Annotated in this window: 20 protein-coding genes; 15 read left to right on the forward strand and 5 right to left on the reverse strand. The window is 72.8% G+C overall.

The genetic code is table 11. The annotated features are described in order from the left end of the window. Positions 1 to 7: 7 nt before the first annotated feature. The gene (locus AB0L33_RS27335) at positions 8 to 1,831 is read left to right on the forward strand and encodes a glycoside hydrolase family 18 protein (protein ID WP_365685646.1); all 1,824 of its coding nucleotides are present in this window, start codon (positions 8 to 10) and stop codon (positions 1,829 to 1,831) included. Here the strand turns inward: AB0L33_RS27335 and AB0L33_RS27340 are convergent. Both AB0L33_RS27340 and gabT read right to left on the reverse strand, forming a co-directional pair. Continuing rightward, positions 1,785 to 2,603: a phosphatase PAP2 family protein gene (locus tag AB0L33_RS27340; RefSeq protein ID WP_365685648.1), complete on the reverse strand. Its 819-nt coding sequence runs from the start codon at positions 2,601 to 2,603 to the stop codon at positions 1,785 to 1,787. The two genes, AB0L33_RS27335 and AB0L33_RS27340, sit on opposite strands and share 47 nt — an antisense overlap. A gap of 102 nt (positions 2,604 to 2,705) precedes the next feature. Beyond that, positions 2,706 to 4,046 (reverse strand): 4-aminobutyrate--2-oxoglutarate transaminase, encoded by a 1,341-nt coding sequence (gene gabT, locus AB0L33_RS27345; RefSeq protein WP_365685651.1) that lies wholly within the window; start codon positions 4,044 to 4,046, stop codon positions 2,706 to 2,708. 248 nt (positions 4,047 to 4,294) lie between these two features. Here gabT and AB0L33_RS27350 point away from each other — a divergent pair, with 248 nt between their 5' ends. From AB0L33_RS27350 to AB0L33_RS27400, 11 genes are all read left to right on the forward strand, one after another. Continuing rightward, a complete protein-coding gene (locus AB0L33_RS27350; RefSeq protein WP_365685653.1) occupies positions 4,295 to 6,739 on the forward strand; it encodes an ATP/GTP-binding protein in 2,445 nt (814 codons plus the stop codon). A gap of 138 nt (positions 6,740 to 6,877) precedes the next feature. Beyond that, on the forward strand, positions 6,878 to 8,449 hold the full coding sequence (locus tag AB0L33_RS27355; RefSeq protein WP_365685655.1) for a PucR family transcriptional regulator: 1,572 nt from the start codon (positions 6,878 to 6,880) through the stop codon (positions 8,447 to 8,449). A gap of 106 nt (positions 8,450 to 8,555) precedes the next feature. Beyond that, the gene (locus AB0L33_RS27360) at positions 8,556 to 10,001 is read left to right on the forward strand and encodes an aldehyde dehydrogenase family protein (protein WP_365685657.1); all 1,446 of its coding nucleotides are present in this window, start codon (positions 8,556 to 8,558) and stop codon (positions 9,999 to 10,001) included. Positions 10,002 to 10,204: 203 nt separating this feature from the next. Next, the gene (locus AB0L33_RS27365; protein WP_365685659.1) at positions 10,205 to 12,151 is read left to right on the forward strand and encodes an acyl-CoA dehydrogenase family protein; all 1,947 of its coding nucleotides are present in this window, start codon (positions 10,205 to 10,207) and stop codon (positions 12,149 to 12,151) included. A gap of 85 nt (positions 12,152 to 12,236) precedes the next feature. Continuing rightward, positions 12,237 to 13,472, forward strand: a complete 1,236-nt coding sequence (aroA, locus tag AB0L33_RS27370; RefSeq protein WP_365685661.1) for a 3-phosphoshikimate 1-carboxyvinyltransferase — start codon at positions 12,237 to 12,239, stop codon at positions 13,470 to 13,472. 75 nt (positions 13,473 to 13,547) lie between these two features. After that, entirely contained in the window at positions 13,548 to 14,810 is a 1,263-nt protein-coding gene (dxr, locus tag AB0L33_RS27375; RefSeq protein ID WP_365685662.1) for a 1-deoxy-D-xylulose-5-phosphate reductoisomerase, read from the forward strand. Further along, on the forward strand, positions 14,807 to 16,117 hold the full coding sequence (locus tag AB0L33_RS27380; RefSeq protein WP_365685663.1) for a site-2 protease family protein: 1,311 nt from the start codon (positions 14,807 to 14,809) through the stop codon (positions 16,115 to 16,117). Before dxr ends, AB0L33_RS27380 begins: the two co-directional genes overlap by 4 nt. 186 nt (positions 16,118 to 16,303) lie before the next feature. Next, on the forward strand, positions 16,304 to 17,458 hold the full coding sequence (gene ispG, locus AB0L33_RS27385) for a flavodoxin-dependent (E)-4-hydroxy-3-methylbut-2-enyl-diphosphate synthase (RefSeq protein WP_365685664.1): 1,155 nt from the start codon (positions 16,304 to 16,306) through the stop codon (positions 17,456 to 17,458). 164 nt (positions 17,459 to 17,622) lie between these two features. Next, a complete protein-coding gene (locus AB0L33_RS27390) occupies positions 17,623 to 18,468 on the forward strand; it encodes a GNAT family N-acetyltransferase (RefSeq protein WP_365685666.1) in 846 nt (281 codons plus the stop codon). Between the two features lie 40 nt (positions 18,469 to 18,508). After that, entirely contained in the window at positions 18,509 to 19,075 is a 567-nt protein-coding gene (locus AB0L33_RS27395; protein ID WP_365685668.1) for a GNAT family N-acetyltransferase, read from the forward strand. Between the two features lie 73 nt (positions 19,076 to 19,148). Beyond that, the gene (locus AB0L33_RS27400; RefSeq protein WP_365685670.1) at positions 19,149 to 20,852 is read left to right on the forward strand and encodes a proline--tRNA ligase; all 1,704 of its coding nucleotides are present in this window, start codon (positions 19,149 to 19,151) and stop codon (positions 20,850 to 20,852) included. Positions 20,853 to 20,909: 57 nt separating this feature from the next. Here the strand turns inward: AB0L33_RS27400 and AB0L33_RS27405 are convergent, their stop codons facing one another. Genes AB0L33_RS27405 through AB0L33_RS27415 form a run of 3 tightly spaced genes read right to left on the reverse strand, consistent with a single transcriptional unit; the run spans position 20,910 to position 22,836 of the window. Beyond that, a complete protein-coding gene (locus AB0L33_RS27405; protein WP_365685672.1) occupies positions 20,910 to 21,833 on the reverse strand; it encodes an aminoglycoside phosphotransferase family protein in 924 nt (307 codons plus the stop codon). Positions 21,834 to 21,877: 44 nt separating this feature from the next. After that, a complete protein-coding gene (locus tag AB0L33_RS27410) occupies positions 21,878 to 22,324 on the reverse strand; it encodes a ferritin-like domain-containing protein (RefSeq protein WP_365685673.1) in 447 nt (148 codons plus the stop codon). Then, positions 22,321 to 22,836: a hypothetical protein gene (locus AB0L33_RS27415; RefSeq protein WP_365685674.1), complete on the reverse strand. Its 516-nt coding sequence runs from the start codon at positions 22,834 to 22,836 to the stop codon at positions 22,321 to 22,323. Before AB0L33_RS27415 ends, AB0L33_RS27410 begins: the two co-directional genes overlap by 4 nt. Before the next feature lie 175 nt (positions 22,837 to 23,011). Here AB0L33_RS27415 and rimP point away from each other — a divergent pair, with 175 nt between their 5' ends. From rimP to AB0L33_RS27430, 3 genes are all read left to right on the forward strand, one after another. Beyond that, a complete protein-coding gene (gene rimP, locus AB0L33_RS27420; RefSeq protein WP_073963655.1) occupies positions 23,012 to 23,509 on the forward strand; it encodes a ribosome maturation factor RimP in 498 nt (165 codons plus the stop codon). Positions 23,510 to 23,511: 2 nt separating this feature from the next. Next, positions 23,512 to 24,552 carry a transcription termination factor NusA gene (nusA, locus tag AB0L33_RS27425; protein ID WP_018102330.1) on the forward strand — a complete coding sequence of 347 codons (1,041 nt, stop codon included), beginning with the start codon at positions 23,512 to 23,514 and terminating at the stop codon, positions 24,550 to 24,552. A 118-nt stretch (positions 24,553 to 24,670) separates the two neighbouring features. Continuing rightward, positions 24,671 to 24,949, forward strand: a complete 279-nt coding sequence (locus tag AB0L33_RS27430; RefSeq protein ID WP_328902681.1) for a YlxR family protein — start codon at positions 24,671 to 24,673, stop codon at positions 24,947 to 24,949. Positions 24,950 to 24,978: the final 29 nt, after the last annotated feature.

Here is a 24,978-nt window from a genome sequence, read left to right on the forward strand (position 1 = left end):
GGCCGTTGTGGAACGCACAAGACCCCCCGCCCGCATGACCGGACTGGTGGCCGCCTTCTCGGCCGCCCTCCTCGCCGCAGGCGGTCTCGCCGCCTCGGCTCCCACCGCCGCCGCGGCCGACGCCGAGGTGGCGAGCAACGGCACCTTCGAGGCCGGGCTCTCCGGCTGGAACTGCTCCGGCGGCAGCGGAACGGCCGTCAGCAGCCCCGTACACGGCGGGACTTCGGCGCTGAAGGCCGCCCCGGCCGGCAGCGACAACGCGCGGTGCTCCCAGTCCGTGAAGGTCAAGCCCGGCTCCACGTACACGCTGAGCGCCTGGGTGCAGGGCAGTTACGTCTACCTCGGCGCCGCGGGCACCGGCACGACCGACGTCTCCACCTGGACGCAGTCCGCCCCCGGCTGGCAGAAGCTGACGACGACCTTCACGACCGGGCCGTCCACCACCTCGGTCAGCATCTACACCCACGGCTGGTACGGCACTCCGGCCTACTACGCCGACGACATCAGCCTGATCGGCCCCGGTGGCGACCCGGTCGTGCTCCCCTCCGCCCCCACGGCCCTCAAGACCGGTACGGTCACCTCCTCCTCGGTCGCCCTGTCCTGGGCCGGCTCCTCAGGGGCCACCGGCTACCACGTCTACCAGGGCGGCACCAAGGTCCAGAGCGTCACCGGGACCTCGGCCACCGTGACCGGCCTCAGCGCCTCCACCGCGTACAGCTTCCAGGTCAGCGCCGTCAACGAGGCGGGCGAGTCCGCCAAGTCGGCCGCGGTGTCGGCCACCACAGGCAAGGGCGGCGACGGCGGTACCGGTACCCAGCTGCCGGCCCACGCGCTCGTCGGCTATCTGCACTCCAGCTTCGCCAACGGCTCCGGCTACACGCGCATGGCGGACGTGCCGGACTCCTGGGACGTCATCGACCTGGCCTTCGGTGAGCCGACCTCCGTCACCTCGGGTGACATCCGCTTCAAGCTCTGCCCGGTCACCGAGTGCCCGAACGTCGAGTCGGAGGCCGAGTTCAAGGCGGCCATCAAGGCCAAGCAGGCCGCCGGCAAGAAGGTCCTGATCTCCATCGGCGGCCAGAACGGCCAGGTGCAACTCGCCACCACCGCCGCCCGCGACATGTTCGTCTCCTCGGTGAGCAAGATCATCGACGAGTACGGTCTCGACGGCCTGGACATCGACTTCGAGGGGCACTCGCTCTCGCTGAACACCGGGGACACCGACTTCCGGAACCCGACCACCCCGGTGATCGTCAACCTGATCTCGGCGGTGAAGACCCTCAAGGCCAAGTACGGCGACAAGTTCGTCCTCACCATGGCCCCGGAGACCTTCTTCGTCCAGCTCGGGTACCAGTACTACGGCTCCGGCCCCTGGGGCGGCCAGGACCCGCGCGCCGGTGCCTACCTGCCGGTGATCCACGCGTTGCGCGACGACCTGACCCTGCTGCACGTCCAGGACTACAACTCGGGCTCCATCATGGGTCTGGACAACCAGTACCACTCGATGGGCGGCGCCGACTTCCACATCGCGATGACCGACATGCTGCTGGCCGGCTTCCCCGTCGCCGGTGACCAGACGAAGGTCTTCCCCGGACTGCGCCCCGACCAGGTCGCGATCGGCCTCCCGGCCTCCACCCAGGCGGGCAACGGACACACCTCGCCCGCCGAGGTCACCAAGGCGCTCAACTGCCTCACCAAGAAGACCGACTGCGGCTCCTACGCCACCCACGGCACCTGGTCGGGCCTGCGCGGCCTGATGACCTGGTCCATCAACTGGGACCGCTTCAACAACTGGGAGTTCTCGAAGAACTTCGACGCCTACTTCGGCTGATCACCCCGTACACCAGCAGGAGCAGCAGCCCGCACAGGAACCAGCTGCCCAGCACATCCAGCGGCCAGTGATAGCCGCGGAGCACCAGACCGATGCCCGTCGCCACCGTCAGCAGAACGGCGGCGACGGGCATCATCCACGCGTGACGCCCCCGCCCGGCGAGCAGCAGCGCCGAAGCCCCGTACGCGACCGCCGCCGTCGCCGCGTGCCCCGACGGGTAGTAGCCGGTGGCCTCGGTCAGCGGCCCGGGCCGGGCGATCCAGTCCTTCAGCGGTACGACGAGCAGCGGCGCCGCCGCCATCGTGAGCGCCGCGCCCAGTGCCTCCCACCGCCGCCCGCGCAGCAGCGACCAGCCGGCCGCACAGGCCAGCACGGGAAGGGCGACCTGCATGTTGCCGAGATCGGCGAGGAATTCGGTGAGCCACCGGGGGCCGAGTCCGACGACGGCCCGCCCGGCGCGCTCGTCGAGGCCGCGCAGCGGACCGTCGGCGGCGACCTGCCAGGTGGTCAGCGCGAAGAGGGCCGACAGGCCCGACACCAGGGAAACGAGAAAAGCCGCCCGCCCCGGAACTGGGGGGGTTGTTCCGGAGCGGGCGAGTGGACCGGTTTGCCGCGCGCCCCGGGGGGTGTGGGGCGGGCGGCCATCCGATCGGTGAGGAGTTCCGGAGCGTGATGCCCCAGTGGTGTGCGCGAAGGCACGCCCGGGACGGTGCTGGGGGAGCTCCGACCCGGATTCACCCGCAGTCCCCTGCGGGCGGGGTGTTTCTCTCATCTGCGAAAACCGTACGTCAGGCGAAGGGGGGACCGATAGCGGGAACGGTATCCCGCCATCGGCCCCCCACCTTTTCTTCACAGGCGCACACGGAACCCCGGTTCAGAGCCCGGCGAAGGCGCCCTCCAGGACGTCCAGGCCCTCGTTCAGCAGGTCCTCGCCGATCACCAGCGGAGGCAGGAAGCGCAGCACGTTGCCGTAGGTGCCGCAGGTCAGGACGAGGACGCCCTCGGCGTGGCACGCCTTCGCGAGCCGGGTGGCCGCCTCCGGGTGCGGGTCCTTCGTGCCCGGCTTCACCAGCTCGATCGCGATCATCGCGCCGCGGCCCCGGATGTCACCGATCAGCCCGCCGTTCGGCAGCTGCGCGCGCATCCCCTCCAGGCGGCCCTTCATGACCTCCTCGATGCGCTTCGCCTTCTTGTTCAGGTCCAGCTCGCGCATCGTCTCGATCGCCCCGAGCGCGCCCGCGCAGGCGACCGGGTTGCCGCCGTACGTACCACCGAGGCCGCCCGCGTGCGCCGCGTCCATGATCTCGGCGCGGCCGGTCACGGCCGACAGCGGAAGGCCGCCCGCGATGCCCTTGGCCGTGGTGATCAGGTCCGGGACGATGCCCTCGTCCTCACAGGCGAACCACTGCCCGGTCCGGCAGAAGCCCGACTGGATCTCGTCGGCCACGAAGACGATGCCGTTGTCCTTCGCGAACCGGGCGATCTCCGGCAGGAAGCCCTTGGCCGGCTCGATGAAGCCGCCCTCGCCGAGCACCGGCTCGATGATGATCGCGGCGACGTTCTCCGCGCCGATCTGCTTGCTGATCTGGTCGATGGCCTGGGCGGAGGCCTCCGCGCCCGCGTTCTCGGCGCCGGTCGGCCAGCGGTAGCCGTACGCCACCGGCACCCGGTACACCTCCGGCGCGAACGGGCCGAAGCCGTGCTTGTACGGCATGTTCTTGGCGGTCAGCGCCATCGTGAGGTTCGTCCGGCCGTGGTAGCCGTGGTCGAAGACGACGACCGCGGTGCGCCTGGTGTACGCGCGAGCGATCTTCACCGCGTTCTCGACGGCCTCGGCACCCGAGTTGAACAGCGCGGACTTCTTCGGGTGGTCGCCCGGGGTCAGCTCCGCGAGCCGCTCGCAGACCTCCACGTAGCCCTCGTACGGCGTGACCATGAAGCACGTGTGGGTGAAGTCCGCGAGCTGCGCGGAGGCCCGGCGCACGACGGCCTCGGCGGAGGCGCCGACCGAGGTCACGGCGATGCCGGAACCGAAGTCGATCAGCCGGTTGCCGTCCACGTCCTCGATGATCCCGCCGCCCGCCCGCGCGGTGAACACCGGCAGCGTGGAGCCGACGCCCGCGGCGACCGCCGCGAGCCGGCGGTCTTGCAGCTCGACCGACTTCGGACCGGGGATGGCGGTGACGAGTCGGCGCTCCTGCGGGATTTCGGTCATGCGGGGCTCCTGGGGGTGTTTCGGACGCTTCTTCGTTGTGCAGGCTAGGCGCGGGGCCCGGGGCGGGGCATGCTCCGATCGGTAGTGGTCGCGTACGTGTCGTTGTCCGCGAAGGACAGAAGGCGGTGTGCGGGCGCGCGGCGCGACCGCGGCGGTCACCATCCGGGCGCGTTGCTGAACTCACCGTGTGCGCGCACTAGATTGACCGGTGCAGTGACGGACCTGGCTGGTCAAGGGGGCAACGGTTCATGGACAACGACGGTACGCACGGCGCGTGGGACACGCGGGGCGCGCCGCCGCCCGACGCCCGGGCCGCGGGCTCCGTACCGCGTCCGGCGGGTCCGCCGCCCGCCGCCCCGCCCGCCTACCCGCCCACGGTCCCGCCGCCCGCCCGGCCCCCCGCCACGCCGCCGCCCCTCGCGCACATCCCGGCCCCGGGCACCGCCTCGCCCACCGCCGACTGGTTCAACGCCCCGCGTCCCGAGGCCGGACCCGGCGTCTGGCGGTACGGATTCGTGCCCCGGCCCGCGGAGCGCGAGGCGCGGCCCTCACTGGTGGGCCCGGCCGCGACGCTGATCCTCTGGCTGCTGCTGTGGCTGCTGCTCTCGGCCCGCGCCGTCCCCTATGTGTTCAAGCCGATCGAGATCATCACCGGACCCAAGTGGTGGGTCATGGGCGGTCTGCGGGACGACGCGCCCGGTCTGGTGGTCGACTCGACCACCCTGTACTACGAGGTCCTGGTCCTCGTCCTGGGCTTCTACGCCGCCCGGATCGGCGGCTGGGCCCATGTCCTGCGGTACTTCGCCGGGGAGCGGTACGAACGCGTCAGGCTGACGCTGTCGGTGGCCGCCGCGGTGGTGCTGCTGTGGCTGGCCTGGACCCCGAAGGTGCCGCTGCTGCTCGTGCTCATGGGATCGGCGCAGGGGTGGCTGCTCAGCGGCGACCAGTTCAAGGCCACCGTGGCCGCCTACACCTGCTACGCGCTGACCACCGCCATCGTCGTGTGGCCGATCGCCCGGGCCGCGCACTGGGGAGAAGCCCTCCGCGACTTCCGGGCCGGACGCACGCCCGGCCGCCCGCCGGGCGCCCAGAGCACGTCCGCCGCCCCCGCTCCGGCCGACGGCCCCCCGCGCGCCCAGTGGCCCGAACTGCGTGCCGCCGGTTCCGCCGACGCCGCCGACGCGCTCACCGCCGCCGTGTACGCGGGCCGGATGAACGACGTGGACTGCGTACGGGTGGGCCACGCCTGGACCGGGGCGCGCGGCCGTCCCGACCGGCTGGCCTCCTTCACCGAGACCGTGCTGCGCAAGGGCGCCGACGCCTTCCTGCACCCCTCCGGCTTCCGGGACGTGCCCCGGCGCACCGCTATCCACGACCCGCTCACCGGCCAGGTCCGCATCGGGGAGTGCGCCGACGACCCGCGCAACCCCTACCCGCGCCGGGGCTCCGGCACGGCGCTGGACCCCGCGTCGCTCGGCACCTCCCTGCTGCTCGTCGGCCCGCCGGGCTCCGGCAAGACCGAGCGGGTCGTCGGGCCCGTCGTGGAAGCCCTCGCGCTGCGGGCGCTCACCGGCCAGGCCGCGGTGCTCGCCGTCGGCGCGGCGGGCGGCGGGCTCGGCCCGGACGACGCCTACGACGTCGTCATCCGCATCGGCGACCCCGCCTCCCTGCACGACTTCGACCTGTACGGCGGCACCACCGACCCGGACGAGGCCGCCGCGGCCCTCGCCGAGGGGCTGGCCGGGGACGTCGCCGCCCTGGAGACCAGGCGCGCCGCGACCGCCCTCGGGCAGCTGCTCGGCCCGTTCCGCACGGTCCACGGCCGCTTCCCCTCCGTGCCCGAACTCCGGGAACTCCTCGAAGGCTCCGCCGCCGCCCTCGGCGCCCTGCGCGACGCCCTGGAGGCCGGGGGCCACCGGGCGATGCTGCGCGAGCTGGAGGCCAGGGCCCGCCAGGCGGGCGGCGGCGCCGACCCGGCCGCCGTCCTGGCCGACCGGATCGCCACCCTCGACCGGCCCGCCTTCGCGGGGTTCTTCGCCACCGGCGAGGACGCCCGGCCGTTCTCGCTGCGCTCGCTGGGGCGGCACCCGCTGCGGGTCCGCGTCGACCTGCCGGAGCGGGCCCACGCCGAGGCGTCCCGCATCCTGGCCCGCCTGCTGCTCGCCCAGTTCAACGCCGTCACAGCCGCCCGCACCGACCGCTCGCTGTTCGTCTGCCTCGTCCTGGACGACGCCACCCACACCGTCACCCCCGAGACGGTCCGGGGCATCCGACGCCTCCGGTCCGTCAACGCGGGGGCGGTCCTGGCCCTGCGCACCCTGGACGACGTGCCGGAGGGGCTGCACACGGCGCTGCTCGGGGCGTTCGGCTGCACCATGGTCTTCCCCGGCCTCACCACCTGGGACGGCAAGCGTTTCGCGGAGGCGTGGGGGAAGGAGTGGGTGGAGGTCCGCGAGGTCGCCCAGCACGGCGTCTTCGCCGACCAGCCGCTCACCCGCGCCCTGCACTCCCTGCGCAAGATGGCCACCGGCAAGGCCGTCACCACGGACGCGGTGACCGTGCGCCAGGTCGAACGGGAGCGGTGGTCCGCCTCCGCGCTCGCCTACGAGCTGCCGCACGGCCACGCCGTGCTCTCGCTCACCAGCGTGGACGGCGAGCACATGCCCCCGCTGCTCGTGCGACTGGGCGGCTGACCACGGGGGAGGAGCGGCCGGCAGGGGTGCGGGACACGAGTGGCTGCGGTGACAGGGACTCTGCCACCCTGGCAGAATCGAAGTGAGCCGTTCATACGGGACGGCGAAAATCACCCCCTGCCAAAGGCCCTCACCCCCATGCCGCCCACGCTCGCCTCGCTCGTCCAGCACTCGGCGCTCAAACTCACCGTGCGCGCGGGGGCGGACCGCCTCGACACACCGGTGCGCTGGGCGCACGCCAGCGAGCTGACGGACCCCGTCCCCTACATGGAGGGCGGCGAACTGCTGCTGGTCACCGCGACCAACCTGGACGCGGAGAACCCGGAGGCGATGGGGCGTTACGTGCGACGGCTCGCCGACGCCGGAGTGGCCGGTCTCGGCTTCGCCGTCGGCGTCAATTACGACGAGGTGCCCCGGCCCCTGATCGGCGCCGCCGAGGAGGCCGGGCTGCCGCTGCTCGAAGTGCCCCGCCGCACCCCCTTCATCGCCATCGCCAAGGCCGTCTCCTCGCACATCGCGGCCGACCAGTACCGCGCGGTCACGGCCGGCTTCGAGGCGCAGCGGGAGCTGACAAGTGCGGCGCTCGCCGGGGACGGACCCGCCGCCCTCCTCACCCGCCTCGCCGCCCACGTCAACGGCTGGGCCGCCCTCTACGACACCGCCGGGGCCGTCGTGGCCGCGGCCCCCGACTGGGCGGCCCGCCGCGCCGCCCGGCTCACCCCCGAGGTGGAGCGGCTGCGCGCCCGCCCCGCCCCGGCCAGCATGGTCGTCGGCGACACCGACGACCGCGTCGAGCTCCAGTCCCTGGGCACCGGCCGCCGGGTCCGCGGCGCCCTCGCCGTCGGCACCGGAGCCGCCCTGGGCACCGCCGAGCGGTACGCCGTGCACTCGGCGGTCGCCCTGCTCACCCTCACCACCGCCCGCTCCCGCGCCCTCCAGGGCGCCGAGCAGCGCCTCGGCGCGGCGGTGCTGCGGATGCTGCTCGCGGGCCAGCCCGACCACGCCCGCGCGGTCGCCGGGGACCTTTACGGCGGGCTGCTCGACGCCCCCTTCCGGCTGCTCATCGCCGAGGGCCAGGACCCCTCGGCCACGGCGCTCCTGGCCGACGCCCTCGACACCGCGGCCGACCGGTCAGGCGAGACCCTGCTCATGGTCCCCGAGGGCGAACGGCTCCTGGTGCTGGCCGCCGACGGCGGGGCCGCGGTGGCCGCCTGCCAGGCGTACGCCGCGGCGCAGGACGAGCTGACCCCGCGCGAGCCGGCCGCCGCCCAGGACAGCGACGTCGTGGTGGGCATGTCCGCCCCGGCCGGCCCGGTCGCCGTGTCCGCCGCGTACAAGCAGGCCGAGCAGGCCCTCTCGGTGGCCCGCCGCCGGGGCCGGGCGCTGGTCGAGCACGCGGAGCTGGCCACCGGGTCCGTGCTGCCGCTGCTCGCCGACGACGCCGTGCGGGCCTTCGCGGACGGGATGCTCCGCGCGTTGTACGAGCACGACGCCAAGGGCAGGGGCGATCTGGTCGCTTCGGTGCGCGCCTGGCTCTCGCACCACGGCCAGTGGGACGCCGCCGCCGCCGACCTGGGCGTCCACCGGCACACCCTGCGGTACCGGATGCGGCGGGTGGAGGAGATCCTCGGGCGCTCGCTGGACGACCCGGACGTCCGGATGGAGCTGTGGCTCGCCCTCAAGGTGACCACACCACCACCTGGCCAATAGGGCGCATCCCGGACCCGCTCTGCTCCACGCAGGACAAACGCCAGGCGCCCCCGGCGGCCCTACCGTGGGGGCCGACACACCCCACGCCATCGAAGGGCCGGACTCCATGACCTCCACCCACGCCTTCTGGCTGGCCGGCCGCCAGGCCACCGGCGAGGAAAGCTTCGACGTCACCAACCCCTGGGACGGGCGTCTCGTCGGGACGGTCTCCGTCCCGACCGAGGCCCAGGTCGAGGAGGCCGTCGCCGCCGCACACGCCGTGCGCGAGGAGTTCGCCGCGACCCCGGCCCACGTCCGCGCCGCCGCGCTCGACCACGTGGCGCGCCGCCTCGCCGAGCGCACCGAGGAGATCGCCCAGCTGATCTCCGCCGAGAACGGCAAGCCCATCAAGTGGGCGCGCGGCGAGGTCGGGCGGGCCGTGTCCGTCTTCCGCTTCGCCTCCGAGGAGGCCCGCAGGTTCAACAGCGGCGAGGCCCAGCGCCTGGACACCGACGCGGGCGGCACCGGCCGCCTCGGCCTCACCCGGCGCTTCCCGCGCGGCACGGTCCTCGGCATCGCGCCCTTCAACTTCCCGCTGAACCTGAGCGCCCACAAGGTCGCCCCGGCCATCGCCGTCGGCGTCCCGATCATCCTCAAGCCCGCACCGGCGACGCCCGTCTCCTCGCTGGTCCTCGGCGAGTTGCTGGCCGAGACGGACCTCCCGGCCGGCTCCTGGTCCGTCCTCACGGTCCCCAACGACCGGATGCCCGCCCTGGTCCAGGACGAGCGGCTGCCCGTGATCTCCTTCACCGGGTCCGCCCCCGTCGGCTACGCGATCATGGACTCGGTGCCCCGTAAGCACTGCACGCTGGAGCTCGGCGGCAACGGCGCCGCCGTCGTCCTCGGCGACTACGCCTCCGACGAGGACCTGGACTGGGCCGCGACCCGCATCGCGACCTTCTCCAACTACCAGGGCGGCCAGTCCTGCATCTCGGTCCAGCGCGTCATCGCCGACGCCGCCGTGTACGACCGGCTGCTGCCCAGGATCGTCGCCGCCGTGCGGGCCCAGGTCACCGGCGACCCGTCCGACCCCACCACGGACGTCGGCCCGCTGGTGGACGAGGCCGCCGCGCGGCGCGTCGAGTCCTGGGTCGACGAGGCCGTCGCGGCGGGCGCCCAGCTCCTCGCGGGCGGCAAGCGCGACGGGTCCACGTACGCCCCGACCGTCCTCGCCGGACTGCCCGACGGCGTCACCCTCGCCACCGAGGAGGTCTTCGGCCCGGTCCTGTCCGTGCAGAAGGTGAACGGCGAGACCGAGGCGTTCGCCGCCGTCAACGCCTCGCAGTACGGCCTCCAGGCGGGCGTGTTCACCCATGACATCCAGGCCGCCTTCCGCGCCCACCGCGCGCTGGAGGTCGGCGGCGTGATCATCGGCGACGTCCCCTCGTACCGCGCCGACCAGATGCCGTACGGCGGAGCCAAGCAGTCCGGCGTGGGCCGCGAGGGCGTCCGCTACGCGATGGACGACTACACCTACGAACGCGTCCTCGTCCTCACGGGCCTCGCGCTCTGACGCCCACGCGGACACATGCCGCACGCGGTGGCGGGCAGTTGAGTGGCGACCGACCCGATCGGCGCCCCGAGGCTGGTCGAGGTGGCCGCAATCGGGTACATACGGACGAGTAGAACCGGACAGGTGAGCACGGGCGGGACGCACCCCGCCGCCCGTGCGCCTGCCGGGTCCGCCCACCCCACGACGCGGCGAGGTGAGCCCTCATGTCCGCTCCATCCGCACAACAGCCCACGCCCAAGGTCACCGAACGCGAAGCGCGCCGGGTCGCCGAGGACGCCCGGGAACAGGACTGGCGCAAACCCAGCTTCGCCAAGGAACTCTTCCTCGGCCGCTTCCGCCTGGACCTGATCCACCCGCACCCGCAGCCCGCCGGCGAGGACGTCCGGCGCGGCGAGGAATTCCTCGCCCGGCTCCGCGAGTTCTGCGAGACCCGGGTCGACGGCGCCCTCATCGAACGCGAGGCGAAGATCCCCGACGAGGTCGTGCGCGGTCTCAAGGAGCTCGGCGCGCTCGGCATGAAGATCGACGTCAAGTACGGCGGCCTCGGCCTGACCCAGGTCTATTACAACCGTGCCCTCGCCCTGGCCGGCTCCGCGAGCCCCGCGATCGGCGCCCTGCTCTCCGCCCACCAGTCGATCGGCGTGCCGCAGCCGCTGAAGACGTTCGGAACCCAGGAGCAGAAGGACGCCTTCCTGCCCCGGCTGGCCCGTACCGACATCTCGGCGTTCCTCCTCACCGAGCCGGACGTGGGCTCCGACCCCGCGCGGCTCGCCACCACCGCCGTCCGGGACGGGGACGACTACGTCCTCGACGGGGTGAAGCTGTGGACCACCAACGGAGTCGTCGCGGACCTGCTCGTCGTCATGGCGCGGGTACCGAAGTCCCCGGAGGGCAAGGGCGGCATCACCGCCTTCGTGGTCGAGGCGGACGCCCCCGGCATCACCGTGGAGCACCGCAACTCCTTCATGGGCCTGCGCGGCATCGAGAACGGCGTCACCCGCTTCCACCAGGTGCGCGTGCCCGCCGCCAACCGCATCGGACCCGAGGGCGCCGGGCTCAGGATCGCGCTCACCACGCTCAACACCGGCCGGCTCTCGCTGCCCGCGATGTGCGTCGGCTCCGGCAAGTGGTGCCTGAAGATCGCCCGCGAGTGGTCCGCCGTCCGCGAGCAGTGGGGCAGGCCGGTCGCCCGGCACGAGGCCGTCGGCTCCAAGATCGCCTTCATCGCGGCGACCACCTTCGCCCTGGAGGCCGTGGTCGACCTCGCCTCGCAGATGGCCGACGAGGACCGCAACGACATCCGCATCGAGGCGGCGCTCGCCAAGCTGTACGGCTCCGAGATGGGCTGCCTGATCGCCGACGAACTGGTCCAGATCCGCGGCGGACGCGGCTTCGAGACCGCCGCGTCCCTCGCCGCCCGGGGCGAACGGGCCGTCCCCGCCGAGCAGATGCTCCGCGACATGAGGATCAACCGGATCTTCGAGGGCTCCACGGAGATCATGCACCTGCTGATCGCCCGCGAGGCCGTCGACGCCCACCTCAAGGTCGCCGGCGACATCATCGACCCCGACAAGCCCCTCTCCGCCAAGGCGAAGGCCGGCGCCAACGCGGCCGGCTTCTACGCCAAGTGGCTGCCCAAGCTCGTCGCGGGCCCCGGGCAGCTGCCCACGACCTACGCCGAGTTCCACCCGGCCGGCCACCCGGACCTGGCCACGCATCTGCGGTACGTCGAACGCGCCTCGCGCAAGCTGGCCCGCTCCACGTTCTACGCGATGTCCCGCTGGCAGGGCCGCATGGAGACCAAACAGGGCTTCCTCGGCCGGATCGTGGACATCGGCGCCGAACTCTTCGCGATGAGCGCCGCCTGCGTCCGCGCCGAGCACCTGCGCGCCACGGACGAGCACGGCCGCGAGGCGTACCAGCTCGCCGACGCCTTCTGCCGCCAGGCCCGCATCCGCGTCGAGGAGCTGTTCACCCGGCTCTGGTCCAACACCGACGACCTCGACCGGCGCGTCGTCGAGGGCGTCCTGTCCGGCACCTACGGCTGGCTGGAGGAAGGCGTGGTCGACCCGAGCGGCGAGGGCCCCTGGATCGCCGACGCCACCCCCGGCCCCTCCACCGAGGAGAACGTCCACCGCCCGATCCGCTGAGCCGCCGGGCCGGTGCGGGCGGGGCGCGTCCAGTCGCTGGACGCGCCCCGCCCGCATGCCCGGGTTCACGGCAGGATGGACGCCCGTGACCGTCATCCATGTCCCCGGTTCCAAGTCCGTCACCGCGCGCGCCCTGTTCCTGGCCGCCGCCGCGAACGGCCGCAGCACGCTCGTACGCCCGCTGAGCTCCGACGACACCGAGGGCTTCGCGGCCGGTCTGACCGCGCTCGGCTACGGGGTCGAGCAGGAGGCGGACGCCTGGCACATCACCGGGCGCCCTGCCGGGCCCGCCGCCGCCGAGGCCGACGTCTACTGCCGTGACGGGGCCACCACCGCACGCTTCCTGCCGACCCTCGCCGCGGCCGGTGCCCGGGGCAGCTACCGCTTCGACGCCTCCGCGCAGATGCGCCGCCGCCCCCTCGCCCCGCTCACCGAGGCCCTGCGCACCCTCGGCGTCGACCTGCGTCACGAGGAGGCCGAGGGCCACCACCCGCTGCGCATCGAGGCCGCCGGCATCAAGGGCGGCGAACTCACCCTGGACGCCGGGCAGTCCAGCCAGTACCTCACCGCCCTGCTGATGCTCGGCCCGCTCACGGAGACCGGGCTGCGGATCACCGTCACCGACCTCGTCTCGGCGCCCTACATCGAGATCACCCTCGCGATGATGCGCTCCTTCGGCGCCCGGGTCACCCGCAGCGGCCCCGACGGCACCGTCTTCACCGTGGAGCCCGGCGGCTACCGCGCCACCGCCTACGCCGTCGAACCCGACGCCTCCACCGCAAGCTACTTCTTCGCCGCCGCCGCCCTCACCGGCCGCGAGATCACCGTCCCCGGGCTCGGCCGGGGCGCCCTCCAGGGGGACCTGCGGTTCACCGAGGTCCTGCGCCGCATGGGCGCCGATGTGCACATGACCGACGACTCCACCACGGTCCGCTCGACCGGCACCCTGAGCGGCCTCACCGTCAACATGCGCGACATCTCCGACACCATGCCCACGCTCGCCGCGATCGCCCCGTTCGCCTCGGGGCCCGTCCGCATCGAGGACGTCGGCAACACCCGCGTGAAGGAGTGCGACCGGCTGGAGGCGTGCGCGGACAACCTGCGGCGCATGGGCATCACGGTCACCACGGGCCCCGACTGGATCGAGATCCTGCCGGGCACGCCCCGGCCCGTCGAGATCGAGACCCACGGCGACCACCGCATCGTCATGTCGTTCGCCGTCGCCGCCCTGCGCACCCCCGGCATCACGTACGACGACCCGGGCTGCGTGCGCAAGACGTTCCCCGGCTTCCACGAGGCGTTCGCCGCCGCCACCGGCTGAGAAGGGGGCGGGGACGGGGACACGGACGGGTCAACCCGGGACACCCTGTCCCCGCGCACAGCGGGAGCGGCGACAATGGGGCCCATGACCGACAGCCCTGCCCCTCTCGCCGACCCGCACCTCGTCTTCGACGCCGTGGACGGACGCCGGGATCTCGTCATCCTCGGCTCCACCGGGTCCATCGGCACCCAGGCCATCGACCTGGTGCTGCGCAACCCCGACCTCTTCCGCGTCACCGCGCTGTCCGCGGCCGGCGGCCGGGTCGCGCTCCTCGCCGAGCAGGCCCGCCTGCTGAAGGTGCGCACCGTCGGCGTCGCCTCCTCCGAGGCCGTACCCGCTCTGCGCGAGGCGCTGCGCCAGGAGTACGGGGCGGGCGAGCCGGTCCCCGAGATCCTCGCCGGGCCCGACGCGGCGACGGAGCTGGCCGCGAGCGACTGCCACACCGTGCTCAACGGGATCACCGGCTCCATCGGCCTCGCCCCGACCCTGGCCGCCCTCAAGGCGGGCCGCACCCTGGCGCTCGCCAACAAGGAGTCCCTGATCGTCGGCGGCCCCCTGGTCAAGGCGCTGGCCGCCCCGGGGCAGATCATCCCCGTCGACTCGGAGCACGCCGCGCTCTTCCAGGCGCTCGCCGGCGGCACCCGCGCCGACGTGCGCCGTCTCGTCGTCACCGCGTCCGGCGGCCCCTTCCGCGGTCGCACCCGGAGCGAGCTGGCCGAGGTCACCCCGGAGCAGGCCCTCGCGCACCCGACCTGGGCCATGGGACCGGTCATCACCGTGAACTCGGCCACCCTGGTCAACAAGGGCCTCGAAGTCATCGAGGCGCACCTGCTCTACGACATCCCCTTCGACCGCATCGAGGTCGTCGTCCACCCCCAGTCGTACGTGCACTCCATGGTCGAGTTCACCGACGGCTCCACGCTCGCCCAGGCCACCCCGCCCGACATGTGCGGCCCCATCGCCATCGGCCTCGGCTGGCCCCTGCGCGTCCCCGACGCGGCGCCCGCCTTCGACTGGACGAAGGCGTCCACCTGGGAGTTCTTCCCGCTGGACACCGAGGCCTTCCCGTCCGTCGGTCTCGCCCGGCACGTCGGCGCGCTGGGCGGCACCGCGCCCGCCGTGTTCAACGCGGCCAACGAGGAGTGCGTCGACGCGTTCCTGTCCGGGAAGCTGCCCTTCAACGGCATCATGGACACGGTCACCACGGTGGTGGGCGAACACGGCACACCGGAATCGGGAACTTCTCTCACCGTCGCGGACGTACTCGAAGCGGAGACCTGGGCGCGGACCCGGGCCCGGGAACTCTCGGCCAAGGCCATTGCGGAGGCACGCGCATGAGCATGACGACGATCCTGCTGACGATTCTCGGCATCGCCGTCTTCGCGTTCGGTCTGCTCTTCTCCATCGCCTGGCACGAGCTGGGCCACCTCTCCACCGCCAAGCTCTTCGGCATCCGCGTCCCGCAGTACATGGTCGGCTTCGGCCCCACCATCTGGTCCCGCAAAAAGGGCGACACGGAGTACGGCATCAAGGCCATCCCGGCCGGCGGCTACATCAGGATGATCGGCATGTTCCCGCCCGGCCCCGACGGGAAGCTGGAGGCCCGCTCCACCTCGCCCTGGCGCGGAATGATCGAGGACGCCAGATCCGCCTCGTTCGAGGAGCTCCAGCCGGGCGACGAGGACCGCCTCTTCTACACGCGCAAGCCGTGGAAGCGCGTCATCGTGATGTTCGCCGGCCCCTTCATGAACCTGGTGCTGGCCGTCGCGATCTTCCTCGGCGTCTCCATGACCTTCGGTTTCCAGACCAACACCACCGAGGTCGCGGGCGTCCAGAAGTGCGTCATCCCGCAGAGCACCGAGCGCACGACCTGCAAGAAGTCCGACGCGGTCTCCCCGGCCCAGGCCGCCGGGCTGAAGAAGGGCGATGTGATCGTCGCCTTCGACGGCGACCGCATCGACTCCTGGGACGCCCTCTCCGACCGCATCCGCGACACCATCGGCCCCGCCACCATCACGGTGGAGCGCGACGGGCAGGAGAAGACCCTGCACGCGGTCCTGCTGAAGAACGCCGTCGCCAAGAAGGACTCCCACGGCGAGGCGATCGCCGGCGAATTCGTCACGGCCGGCTACCTCGGCTTCGCCGCCCAGACGAAGATCCTCCCGCTCTCCTTCGGCGACTCGGTCGTGCGGATGGGCGACATGATCGAGAACGGAGTCGACTCGATCGTCGCCCTGCCGTCGAAGATCCCCGCCCTGTGGGACGCCGCCTTCGGTGACGGCGAGCGAGCGGCGGACTCCCCGGTCGGCGTCGTCGGCGCGGCGCGCATCGGCGGCGAGGTGATGACGCTGGACGTCCCGGCGGAGAACCAGATCGCGATGATGCTGTTCCTGCTGGCCGGCTTCAACCTCTCGCTGTTCCTCTTCAACATGCTCCCGCTGCTGCCGCTCGACGGCGGCCACATCGCGGGAGCCCTGTGGGAGGCGCTGCGCCGGAACGCGGCCCGGATCTTCAAGCGCCCCGACCCCGGCCCGTTCGACGTCGCCAAGCTGATGCCCGTGGCCTACGTGGTCGCCGGGGTCTTCATCTGCTTCACCCTGCTCGTCCTCGTCGCCGACGTGGTCAACCCGGTGAAGCTCACCTGACCGGGACCGGCCGGGCGCGCCCGGTGCACCACGAGTGACCGGTGGTGTGCGGGGTGCGTCCGGCCGGCCGACATTCCGTACGGGGCCGGACGCGGTGTGCTCCCGGCCGCCCCCGGTGACGTAACCTCGAAGGCCGGAGCCCGCCGATACCGGGACCTCGATCCACACCTTGGGGATGCTCAGCGCATGACTGCGATTTCTCTCGGAATGCCCGCCGTTCCGACCAAGCTCGCCGAACGGCGGGTCAGCCGGAAGATCCAGGTCGGATCGGTTGCGGTCGGCGGGGACGCCCCCGTCTCGGTGCAGTCGATGACGACGACCCGTACGTCCGACATCGGCGCGACGCTTCAGCAGATCGCCGAACTCACCGCCTCCGGCTGCCAGATCGTACGCGTGGCCTGCCCGACCCAGGACGACGCGGACGCCCTGAAGACCATCGCGTCCAAGTCGCAGATCCCGGTGATCGCGGACATCCACTTCCAGCCGAAGTACGTCTTCGCCGCGATCGACGCCGGCTGCGCGGCGGTGCGCGTGAACCCGGGCAACATCAAGCAGTTCGACGACAAGGTCAAGGAGATCGCGCGCGCCGCGAAGGACGCCGGCACGCCGATCCGGATCGGCGTCAACGCCGGCTCGCTGGACGCCCGGCTGCTCCAGAAGTACGGCAAGGCCACCCCCGAGGCGCTGGTCGAATCCGCGCTCTGGGAGGCGTCCCTCTTCGAGGAGCACGACTTCCGCGACATCAAGATCTCGGTCAAGCACAACGACCCGGTCGTGATGGTCAACGCCTACCGCCAGCTCGCCGCCCAGTGCGACTACCCGCTGCACCTCGGCGTCACCGAGGCGGGCCCCGCCTTCCAGGGCACCATCAAGTCGGCCGTCGCCTTCGGCGCCCTGCTCAGCGAGGGCATCGGCGACACCATCCGCGTCTCGCTGTCCGCGCCCCCCGCCGAGGAGGTCAAGGTCGGCATCCAGATCCTGGAGTCGCTGAACCTGCGCCAGCGCCGTCTGGAGATCGTCTCCTGCCCCTCGTGCGGCCGCGCCCAGGTCGACGTCTACAAGCTCGCCGACCAGGTCAGCGCCGGTCTGGAGGGCATGGAGGTCCCGCTGCGCGTCGCCGTCATGGGCTGCGTGGTCAACGGCCCCGGCGAGGCCCGCGAGGCCGACCTCGGCGTCGCCTCCGGCAACGGCAAGGGCCAGATCTTCGTCAAGGGCGAGGTCATCAAGACCGTGCCCGAGTCGAAGATCGTGGAGACCCTCATCGAGGAAGCCATGAAGATCGCCGAGCAGATGGAGAAGGACGGCATCGCCTCCGGCGAGCCCGAGGTCTCCGTCAGCTGACCCGCCCCGGCCCCGGCAGCGCCCCGCGAGGAACCCCTCGGCGGGGCGCTGCCGCGTGCGGGCCCCCGGCGGGTGCCGCACAGCTGTTCCCGGGCACGGGCGGCGTCACTCAGGCTCTTCGGTTACAGTGCGGAAATCAGCAGACCGCATGGTGAGGCCCCCTCGTGTTGACGCACACCACTACCCGGGTCCTCGAACCCAGCGACCTCGGCGCCGCGCTCGCCGTCCTGGAGAGCGAGCCCGTGGCCAACGCCTTCGTGACGTCCCGCGTGCAGATCGCCGGACTCGATCCCTGGCGCCTCGGCGGCGAGATGTGGGGCTGGTACGCCGACGGCCGGCTCCGCTCCCTGTGCTACTCCGGCGCCAACCTCGTCCCCATCTGCGCCGGCCCCGAAGCCGTCCGCGCCTTCGCCGACCGCGCCCGCCGGGCCGGCCGCCGCTGCTCCTCGATCGTCGGCCCCGCCGAGCCCACCGCCGAGCTGTGGCGCCTCCTCGAACCGGGCTGGGGCCCCGCCCGCGAGGTCCGGGCCAACCAGCCCCTCATGGTCACCGAGAGCCCGTCCGCCGAGGTGGAGCCCGACCCGCTCGTCCGCCGCGTCCGCAAGGACGAGATGGACATCCTGATGCCCGCCTGCGTGGACATGTTCACCGAGGAGGTCGGCGTCTCCCCGCTGGCCGGCGACGGCGGACTCCTCTACCAGGCCCGCGTCGCCGAACTCATCGGCGCCGGCCGCTCCTTCGCCCGGATCGACGACGGCAAGGTCGTCTTCAAGGCGGAGATCGGCGCCACCACCCCGCAGGCGTGCCAGATCCAGGGCGTGTGGGTCGCCCCCGAGTACCGCGGCCGCGGCCTCTCCGAGACCGGCATGGCCGCCGTGCTGCGGTACGCGCTGGCCGATGTCGCCCCGGTCGTCAGCCTGTACGTGAACGACTACAACACCCCCGCGCGCAAGGCGTACCGCCGCATCGGCTTCCGGGAGACCGGCGCCTTCATGAGCGTGCTCTTCTGACCGGGCCACGCCCCGGCCGCCCGGACAGTAGGGTCGGCCCATGGCAGCAGATTCCGGGGGCGGCCCCCGCACCACCGGCGTCCGGGTCGGGCCGATCGACCTCGCGGCCCGCGTCGACGAGGCGCTGGCCGTCCAGGCCGTCGCCTTCGGCCTCAGCACCGCGGAGGTCGAGGTCCGCCGGCACATCGTCCTCCGCCACCTCGACCACCCGCACGCCCGCGCGCTCGGCGCCCTGACGCCCGAGGGCCGGCTCGTCGGCTTCGTCTACGGCATGCCCAACGACCGCGGCCACTGGTGGTCCACCGTGGTCGAGCCCTACCTCCGCGCCACCGGCAGCGCCCACTGGCTGGACGACGCCTTCGTGATCACCGAGCTCCACGTCCACCCGGACTTCCAGAACCGGGGCATCGGCCGCACCCTGATCACCACCGTCACCGACGCCGTCGCCCAGCCCCGCTCGATCCTCTCCGCGATCGACACCGAGAGCCCGGCCCGCGGCCTCTACCGCTCCCTCGGCTACCAGGACCTCGCCCGCCAGGTGCTCTTCCCCAGCGCCCCCAAGCCGTACGCGGTGATGGGAGCGCCCCTGCCACTGCGCCGTACGTGAGGGAATGGATTTCCGCCCGCACGGGCCGCCCCGCTAACCTCGGGCCCATCACCCTTCCGAGCAGGAGTTCACCATGGCCCAGGTCCAGCGCATGTCCCGATTGATGATCAAGACACTGCGCGACGACCCGGCGGACGCCGAGACGCTCAACCACAAGCTCCTCGTCCGAGCCGGCTACGTACGACGCACCGCTGCCGGAATCTGGTCCTGGCTGCCGCTCGGCAAGAAGGTCCTGGAGAACATCACCCGCGTCGTGCGCGAGGAGATGGACGCCATCGGCGGCCAGGAGGTCCTGCTCCCCGCGCTGCTGCCCAAGGAGCCCTACGAGGCGAGCGGCCGGTACGACGAGTACGGCGACCTGCTGTTCCGGCTCCAGGACCGCAAGGGCTCCGACTACCTCCTCGGCCCCACGCACGAGGAGATCTTCACCCAGGTCGTCAAGGACATGTGCTCGTCCTACAAGGACCTTCCGGTCATCCTGTACCAGATCCAGACGAAGTACCGCGACGAGGCCCGCCCCCGCGCCGGTGTGCTGCGCGGCCGCGAGTTCCAGATGAAGGACTCGTACTCCTTCGACACCAGCGACGAGGGCCTGGCCGAGGCGTACCAGCTGCACCGCGCCGCGTACATCCGCATCTTCGAGCGGCTCGGCCTGGACCACCGCATCGTCTCCGCCGTCTCCGGCGCCATGGGCGGCTCCGCTTCCGAGGAGTTCCTGGCCCCGGCACCCGCCGGCGAGGACACCTTCGTGGACTGCCCGAACTGCGACTACGCGGCCAACACCGAGGCCGTCACCTTCGTCGCCGCCCCCGGCGACGCCTCGGGCACCGGCCCCGTCGAGGAGCTGGACACCCCCGACACCCCGACCATCGAGACCCTGGCCGTCCACCTCGGCGTGCCGGCCTCCGCCACCCTGAAGAACCTGCTGGTGAAGGTCGACGGCGAGATCGTCGCCGTGGGCGTGCCCGGCGACCGCGAGGTGGACCTCGGCAAGCTGGGCGAGCACCTGGCCCCGGCCGTGGTGGAGCTGGTCACCGCCGAGGACTTCGTCGGCCGCCCCGACCTCGTACGCGGCTACGTCGGCCCCCAGGGCCTGGAGAAGGTCCGCTACATCGCCGACCCCCGCGTCGCCCCCGGCACCGCCTGGATCACCGGCGCCAACAAGGACGGCAAGCACGCGAAGAACGTCGTCGCGGGCCGCGACTTCGAGGTGGACGACTACCTCGACGTCGTCGTGGTGGAGGCGGGCGACCCCTGCCCCAAGTGCGGCACCGGCCTCCAGCTCGACCGCGCCATCGAGATCGGCCACATCTTCCAGCTCGGCCGCAAGTACGCCGACATCTTCGCGCTCGACGTGCTCGGCCAGCAGGGCAAGCCCGTCCGCGTCACGATGGGCTCGTACGGCATCGGCGTCTCCCGCGCCGTGGCCGCCCTCGCCGAGCAGACCGCCGACGAGAAGGGCCTGTGCTGGCCCCGCGAGGTCGCCCCGGCCGACGTCCACGTCGTCGCCGCGGGCAAGGCCCTCCAGACCGAACTGGCCCTGGAGGTCTCCGACAAGCTGGCCGCCGCCGGACTGCGCGTCCTGGTGGACGACCGCGCCGGCGTCTCGCCCGGCGTCAAGTTCACCGACTCCGAGCTGATCGGCGTCCCGAAGATCCTGGTCGCCGGCCGCCGCTCGGCCGAAGGCGTCCTGGAGCTGAAGGACCGCCGCACCGGCGAGCGCGAGGAGCTGACGGTCGAGGAGGCCATCGCCCGCCTCTCCGAGCAGCAGGACTGACCCTCCTCACGCGCGAGGGCCCCGCACGGAACGCTCCGTGCGGGGCCCTCGCGCGTCCTACAGCCAGCCCGCGAACTCCAGGGTGACTTCGCCCTCCTGGCGGCGTCCGGCAGCCAGCGCCCGGGTGCCCGACTCCACGGCACGGAACAGCGTCCAGCCGTGCAGCCGCTCCTGGTCCACGTCCAGCGAGTCCGCGAGCTTCCTGACCCTGCGGCGCGCCGTCGTGGCCCCGGCGGGCGACGCGATCAGGTCCTCCACCCGGTCCCGGACCAGCCGGGCCAGGTCGTACGCCCGCTCACCGACCAGCGGCTCGGGCCCGACCGTCAGCCAGGGCGCCCGCTCACCCGCGAGCACCTTGCTCTGCCGGAAGTTGCCGTGCAGCAGCAGCGTCTCCGGGGACCCGGCGACCAGCTCATCCCGGGCCGCCAGCGCGGCGGTGACCAGGGGCTCCAGCGCGGGGTCGGACGCGGCGGCGGCACGCATGGCCTCCACGCGCCGCCCGGTCCGCTCGGCGACCGTCTCGAAGCCGTGCCCGGCCGGCGGGTCGACCCACAACCGGCGCACCGTCCCGGCCGCTTCGAGGAGCGCCTTCGCCTCCGGCAGCGACCGCAGCGACATCTCGGGGTGCAGCCGCTCCAGCAGCAGCGCGCCCGCCACCGGCCGCCCGCCGTCCGCGGGATCGAGCAGCCGGACCGCGCCCCAGCCGTTCCAGTGCGCCAGCGCCGCCTGTTCGAGGCCGGGCGCGGCACCGGACGGGGCCAGTTTCAGGGCGGCCGGGGTGGAGTCGGCCCCCCGGACCAGCAGAACCAGGCTGCTGCGCCCGCCGGGGGCCGCGACCCGCTCCACGACCGGGTCGCGGCCGGTCGCGGCCAGCGCCCGCTCGGTCAGTGCGGGCAGCCCCGCGAGCCATTCCCCGGCGGCCGTATCCCCGTACGACTCGCCGAGCGCTCGCACCAGACGCTGCGGCGGTTCAAAACCCATACGTGCTGTGTTCCCTTTCAAGCCTGCTGCGGTGCGCGCCCACGTCAGTGGCCGGTCCCGGCCCGCTCGGCGAGCCCGGGAAAGGGTACGCCGCTGCCCCGCCAGCGCGCCGCGCGTACCGCGGCCTCCCGCAACGCGTCCGCGGCGCTGCGCCGCAGCGACCCGTCGGCGGCGCGGACCAGGTCGGAGTAGACGTACCCGACGCGGTCCTCCAGGACGGCGGCGAGCCGGACCGCCGCCGCGGCGTCCGGCACCGCGAACGGCAGGGCGTACGCGGCGTCCGAGGCCACCGGCTCACCGCCCAGGTCCCGGACCGTGCGCACCAGGGCGTCCCGGCGGGCGCGGTGGGCGTGGAACGCGGCGGTGGCCTCGGCCCGGCGCTCCGCCGCGACCCGGCCGCCCGCCACCCCGTAGCCGTAGACGGCGGCGTGCTCGGCGGCCAGCGCCGCCTGGGCCGCTTCCAGCGGGCCGTCGCGCTTGACGTCGCTCATGCCGGGGTCTCCTTGGCCAGTTCGGTCAGCAGGTAGGCGTGTGCCGCGCAGGCCGCGGCGACCGAGGCCAGCAGGCGGGCCAGCTCGCCGGGCGCCTCCAGGAGCAGCGCGGTGCAGGCGTCCGCCGCGGAGCGCTCGGCCGCCGCCAGCTCCTTGACCGCGGCGGCGGGGGTGGTGGCGCGCGAGCGGGCCATGCCGAGCGCGGGGGCCTTCTCGGCGGAGAGCGCCTCGAGATGGGCGCGGACCGCGTCGCGCAGGGGAGTGAGAGCCGTCGCGGTCGTCGGGTGGGCCCGGAGCACGTGCTCGTAACCGGCGAGCAGCGTCGCCGTGGTGCGGGTGGCGCTGGTGCGCAGCGTCTTCTCCGCGCGCACCGCGGAAGCCCCGTGCGCGGACTTCTTGGTGCCCCCGCCCGTGCCGTCGTCGTCGCCTCCGCAGCCGGACAGCACCGCCCCGGCGGCCAGTGCGCCGGTCGCCGCGAGCGCGCCCCTGCGCGTCGTCCCCGTACGCCGCACTTGCTCTCCTTCGGGCTGGACCTGTCTTGACTGGATCTGTCCGGAAGTGATCACCGCCTGTGAGCGTACCCGCGCTCGGGGGCCCGGCTGACAGCAACACCCCTTGCGACCGGATACCCTTTGACCAGACACGCGAGATCCCCACAACAGCACACGCGGCCGAGGAGTCACCCGGATGAGCACCACCCAGAGCGAGAGGCTGCGCGGGCTGGTCGAACCGCTCGTCAGCGCCGAGCAGCTGGAGCTGGAAGAGATCGAAGTCTCCCGGGCAGGCCGCCGCAGAGTGCTGCGGATCGTCGTGGATTCCGATGAGGGTGTCGAGCTGGACACCTGCGCGGAGCTGAGCCGCGCGATCTCCGCGAAGCTGGACGAGACCGATGTGATGGGCGAGGACGAATACGTCCTGGAGGTCAGTTCTCCCGGCGCCGACCGCCCGCTCTCGGAGCACCGCCACTACGTGCGCAACACCGGCCGCCTGGCCAGGCTGACCCTGCGCGAGGGCGGCGAGCTGGTGGCCCGCATCCTCGCGGTGGACGAGGACGGTCTCGACCTGGAGGTGCCGGGCGTCAAGGGCCGCAAGCCCACCGCCCGCCGGATCGCCTTCGACGAGATCGCCAAGGCCCGCGTGGAGCTGGAATTCAACCGCAAGGACAAGAAGGAAGAGGAGGCGTAGCCGTGGACATCGACGTGAAGCTGCTGAAGGGCTTGGCGCAGGACAAGGAGATCCCGTTCGACGTCCTGGTCGAGGCGATCGAGTCGGCCCTCCTCATCGCGTACCACCGCACCGACGGCAGCCACCGCAGGGCGCGCGTGGAGCTGGACGAGCGCGGCCACGTGACGGTGTGGGCCAAGGAGGACCCGGCCGACCTGGAGGAGGGGCAGGAGCCCAAGGAGTTCGACGACACCCCGTCGGGCTTCGGCCGGATCGCCGCGACCACCGCCAAGCAGGTCATCCTCCAGCGTCTGCGCGACGCCGAGGACGACCGCACGTTCGGCGAGTACGCGGGCCACGAGGGCGACGTCGTCACCGGCGTCGTCCAGCAGGGCAAGGACCCGAAGAACGTCCTGGTCGACATCGGCAAGCTGGAGGCCATCCTGCCGGTGCAGGAGCAGGTGCCCGGCGAGGAGTACACCCACGGCCTGCGGCTGCGCACCTACGTGGTGCGCGTCGCCAAGGGCGTGCGCGGTCCCTCCGTCACGCTGTCGCGGACCCACCCCAACCTGGTGAAGAAGCTCTTCGCGCTGGAGGTCCCGGAGATCGCCGACGGTTCCGTCGAGATCTGCGCCATCGCCCGCGAGGCCGGCCACCGCACCAAGATCGCGGTCCGTTCGACCCGCTCCGGCCTCAACGCCAAGGGCGCCTGCATCGGCCCGATGGGCGGACGCGTGCGCAACGTGATGGCCGAGCTGCACGGCGAGAAGATCGACATCGTGGACTGGTCGGACGACCCGGCCGAGATGGTCGCCAACGCGCTGTCACCCGCACGGGTGAGCGAGGTCGAGGTCGTTGACCTCGGCGCCCGTTCCGCCCGGGTGACCGTGCCGGACTACCAGCTCTCGCTGGCGATCGGCAAGGAGGGGCAGAACGCCCGCCTGGCCGCCCGGCTCACCGGCTGGCGCATCGACATCCGCCCGGACACCGAGACCGACGCCGAGCGCGACGTCGCCGACCGCGAGCGGGCCGAGCGGGCCCGGGAGCGCTCGGACCGGCGCTGACGCACCCCGAGCGGCGCCCGGGGAATAGATCCCGTCGGCCGGTCGCTGAGATCACGACAACGTCCGTTCGATTTTTGCCCCAAAGGGGTGAGGTCGGTGCGGGGAGGTAGACTTAACCGTGTCTGGCCGGACGCACGCCCGCGCTTGCCCTGAGCGAACCTGTGTGGGATGCCGGGAGCGGGCGGCCAAGAACGAGTTGCTGCGCATCGTCGCGGACGGGGACGCCTGCGTCCCCGATCCTCGCGGTACGCTGCCCGGCCGGGGTGCCTATGTGCATCCCGTCCCCGACTGTCTGGACCTGGCGGTTCGCCGCCGGGCATTCCCCCGGGCCTTCAAGGCCAAGGGGCCGTTCGACCCGACCGCGGTACAGCGGTTCGTCGAGCGGGTGACACCGTAAGAAATGAACGGCACGGGTCCCCGTGCGGT

The organism is Streptomyces sp. NPDC052299 (assembly GCF_040679335.1).
GTDB lineage: Bacteria > Actinomycetota > Actinomycetes > Streptomycetales > Streptomycetaceae > Streptomyces.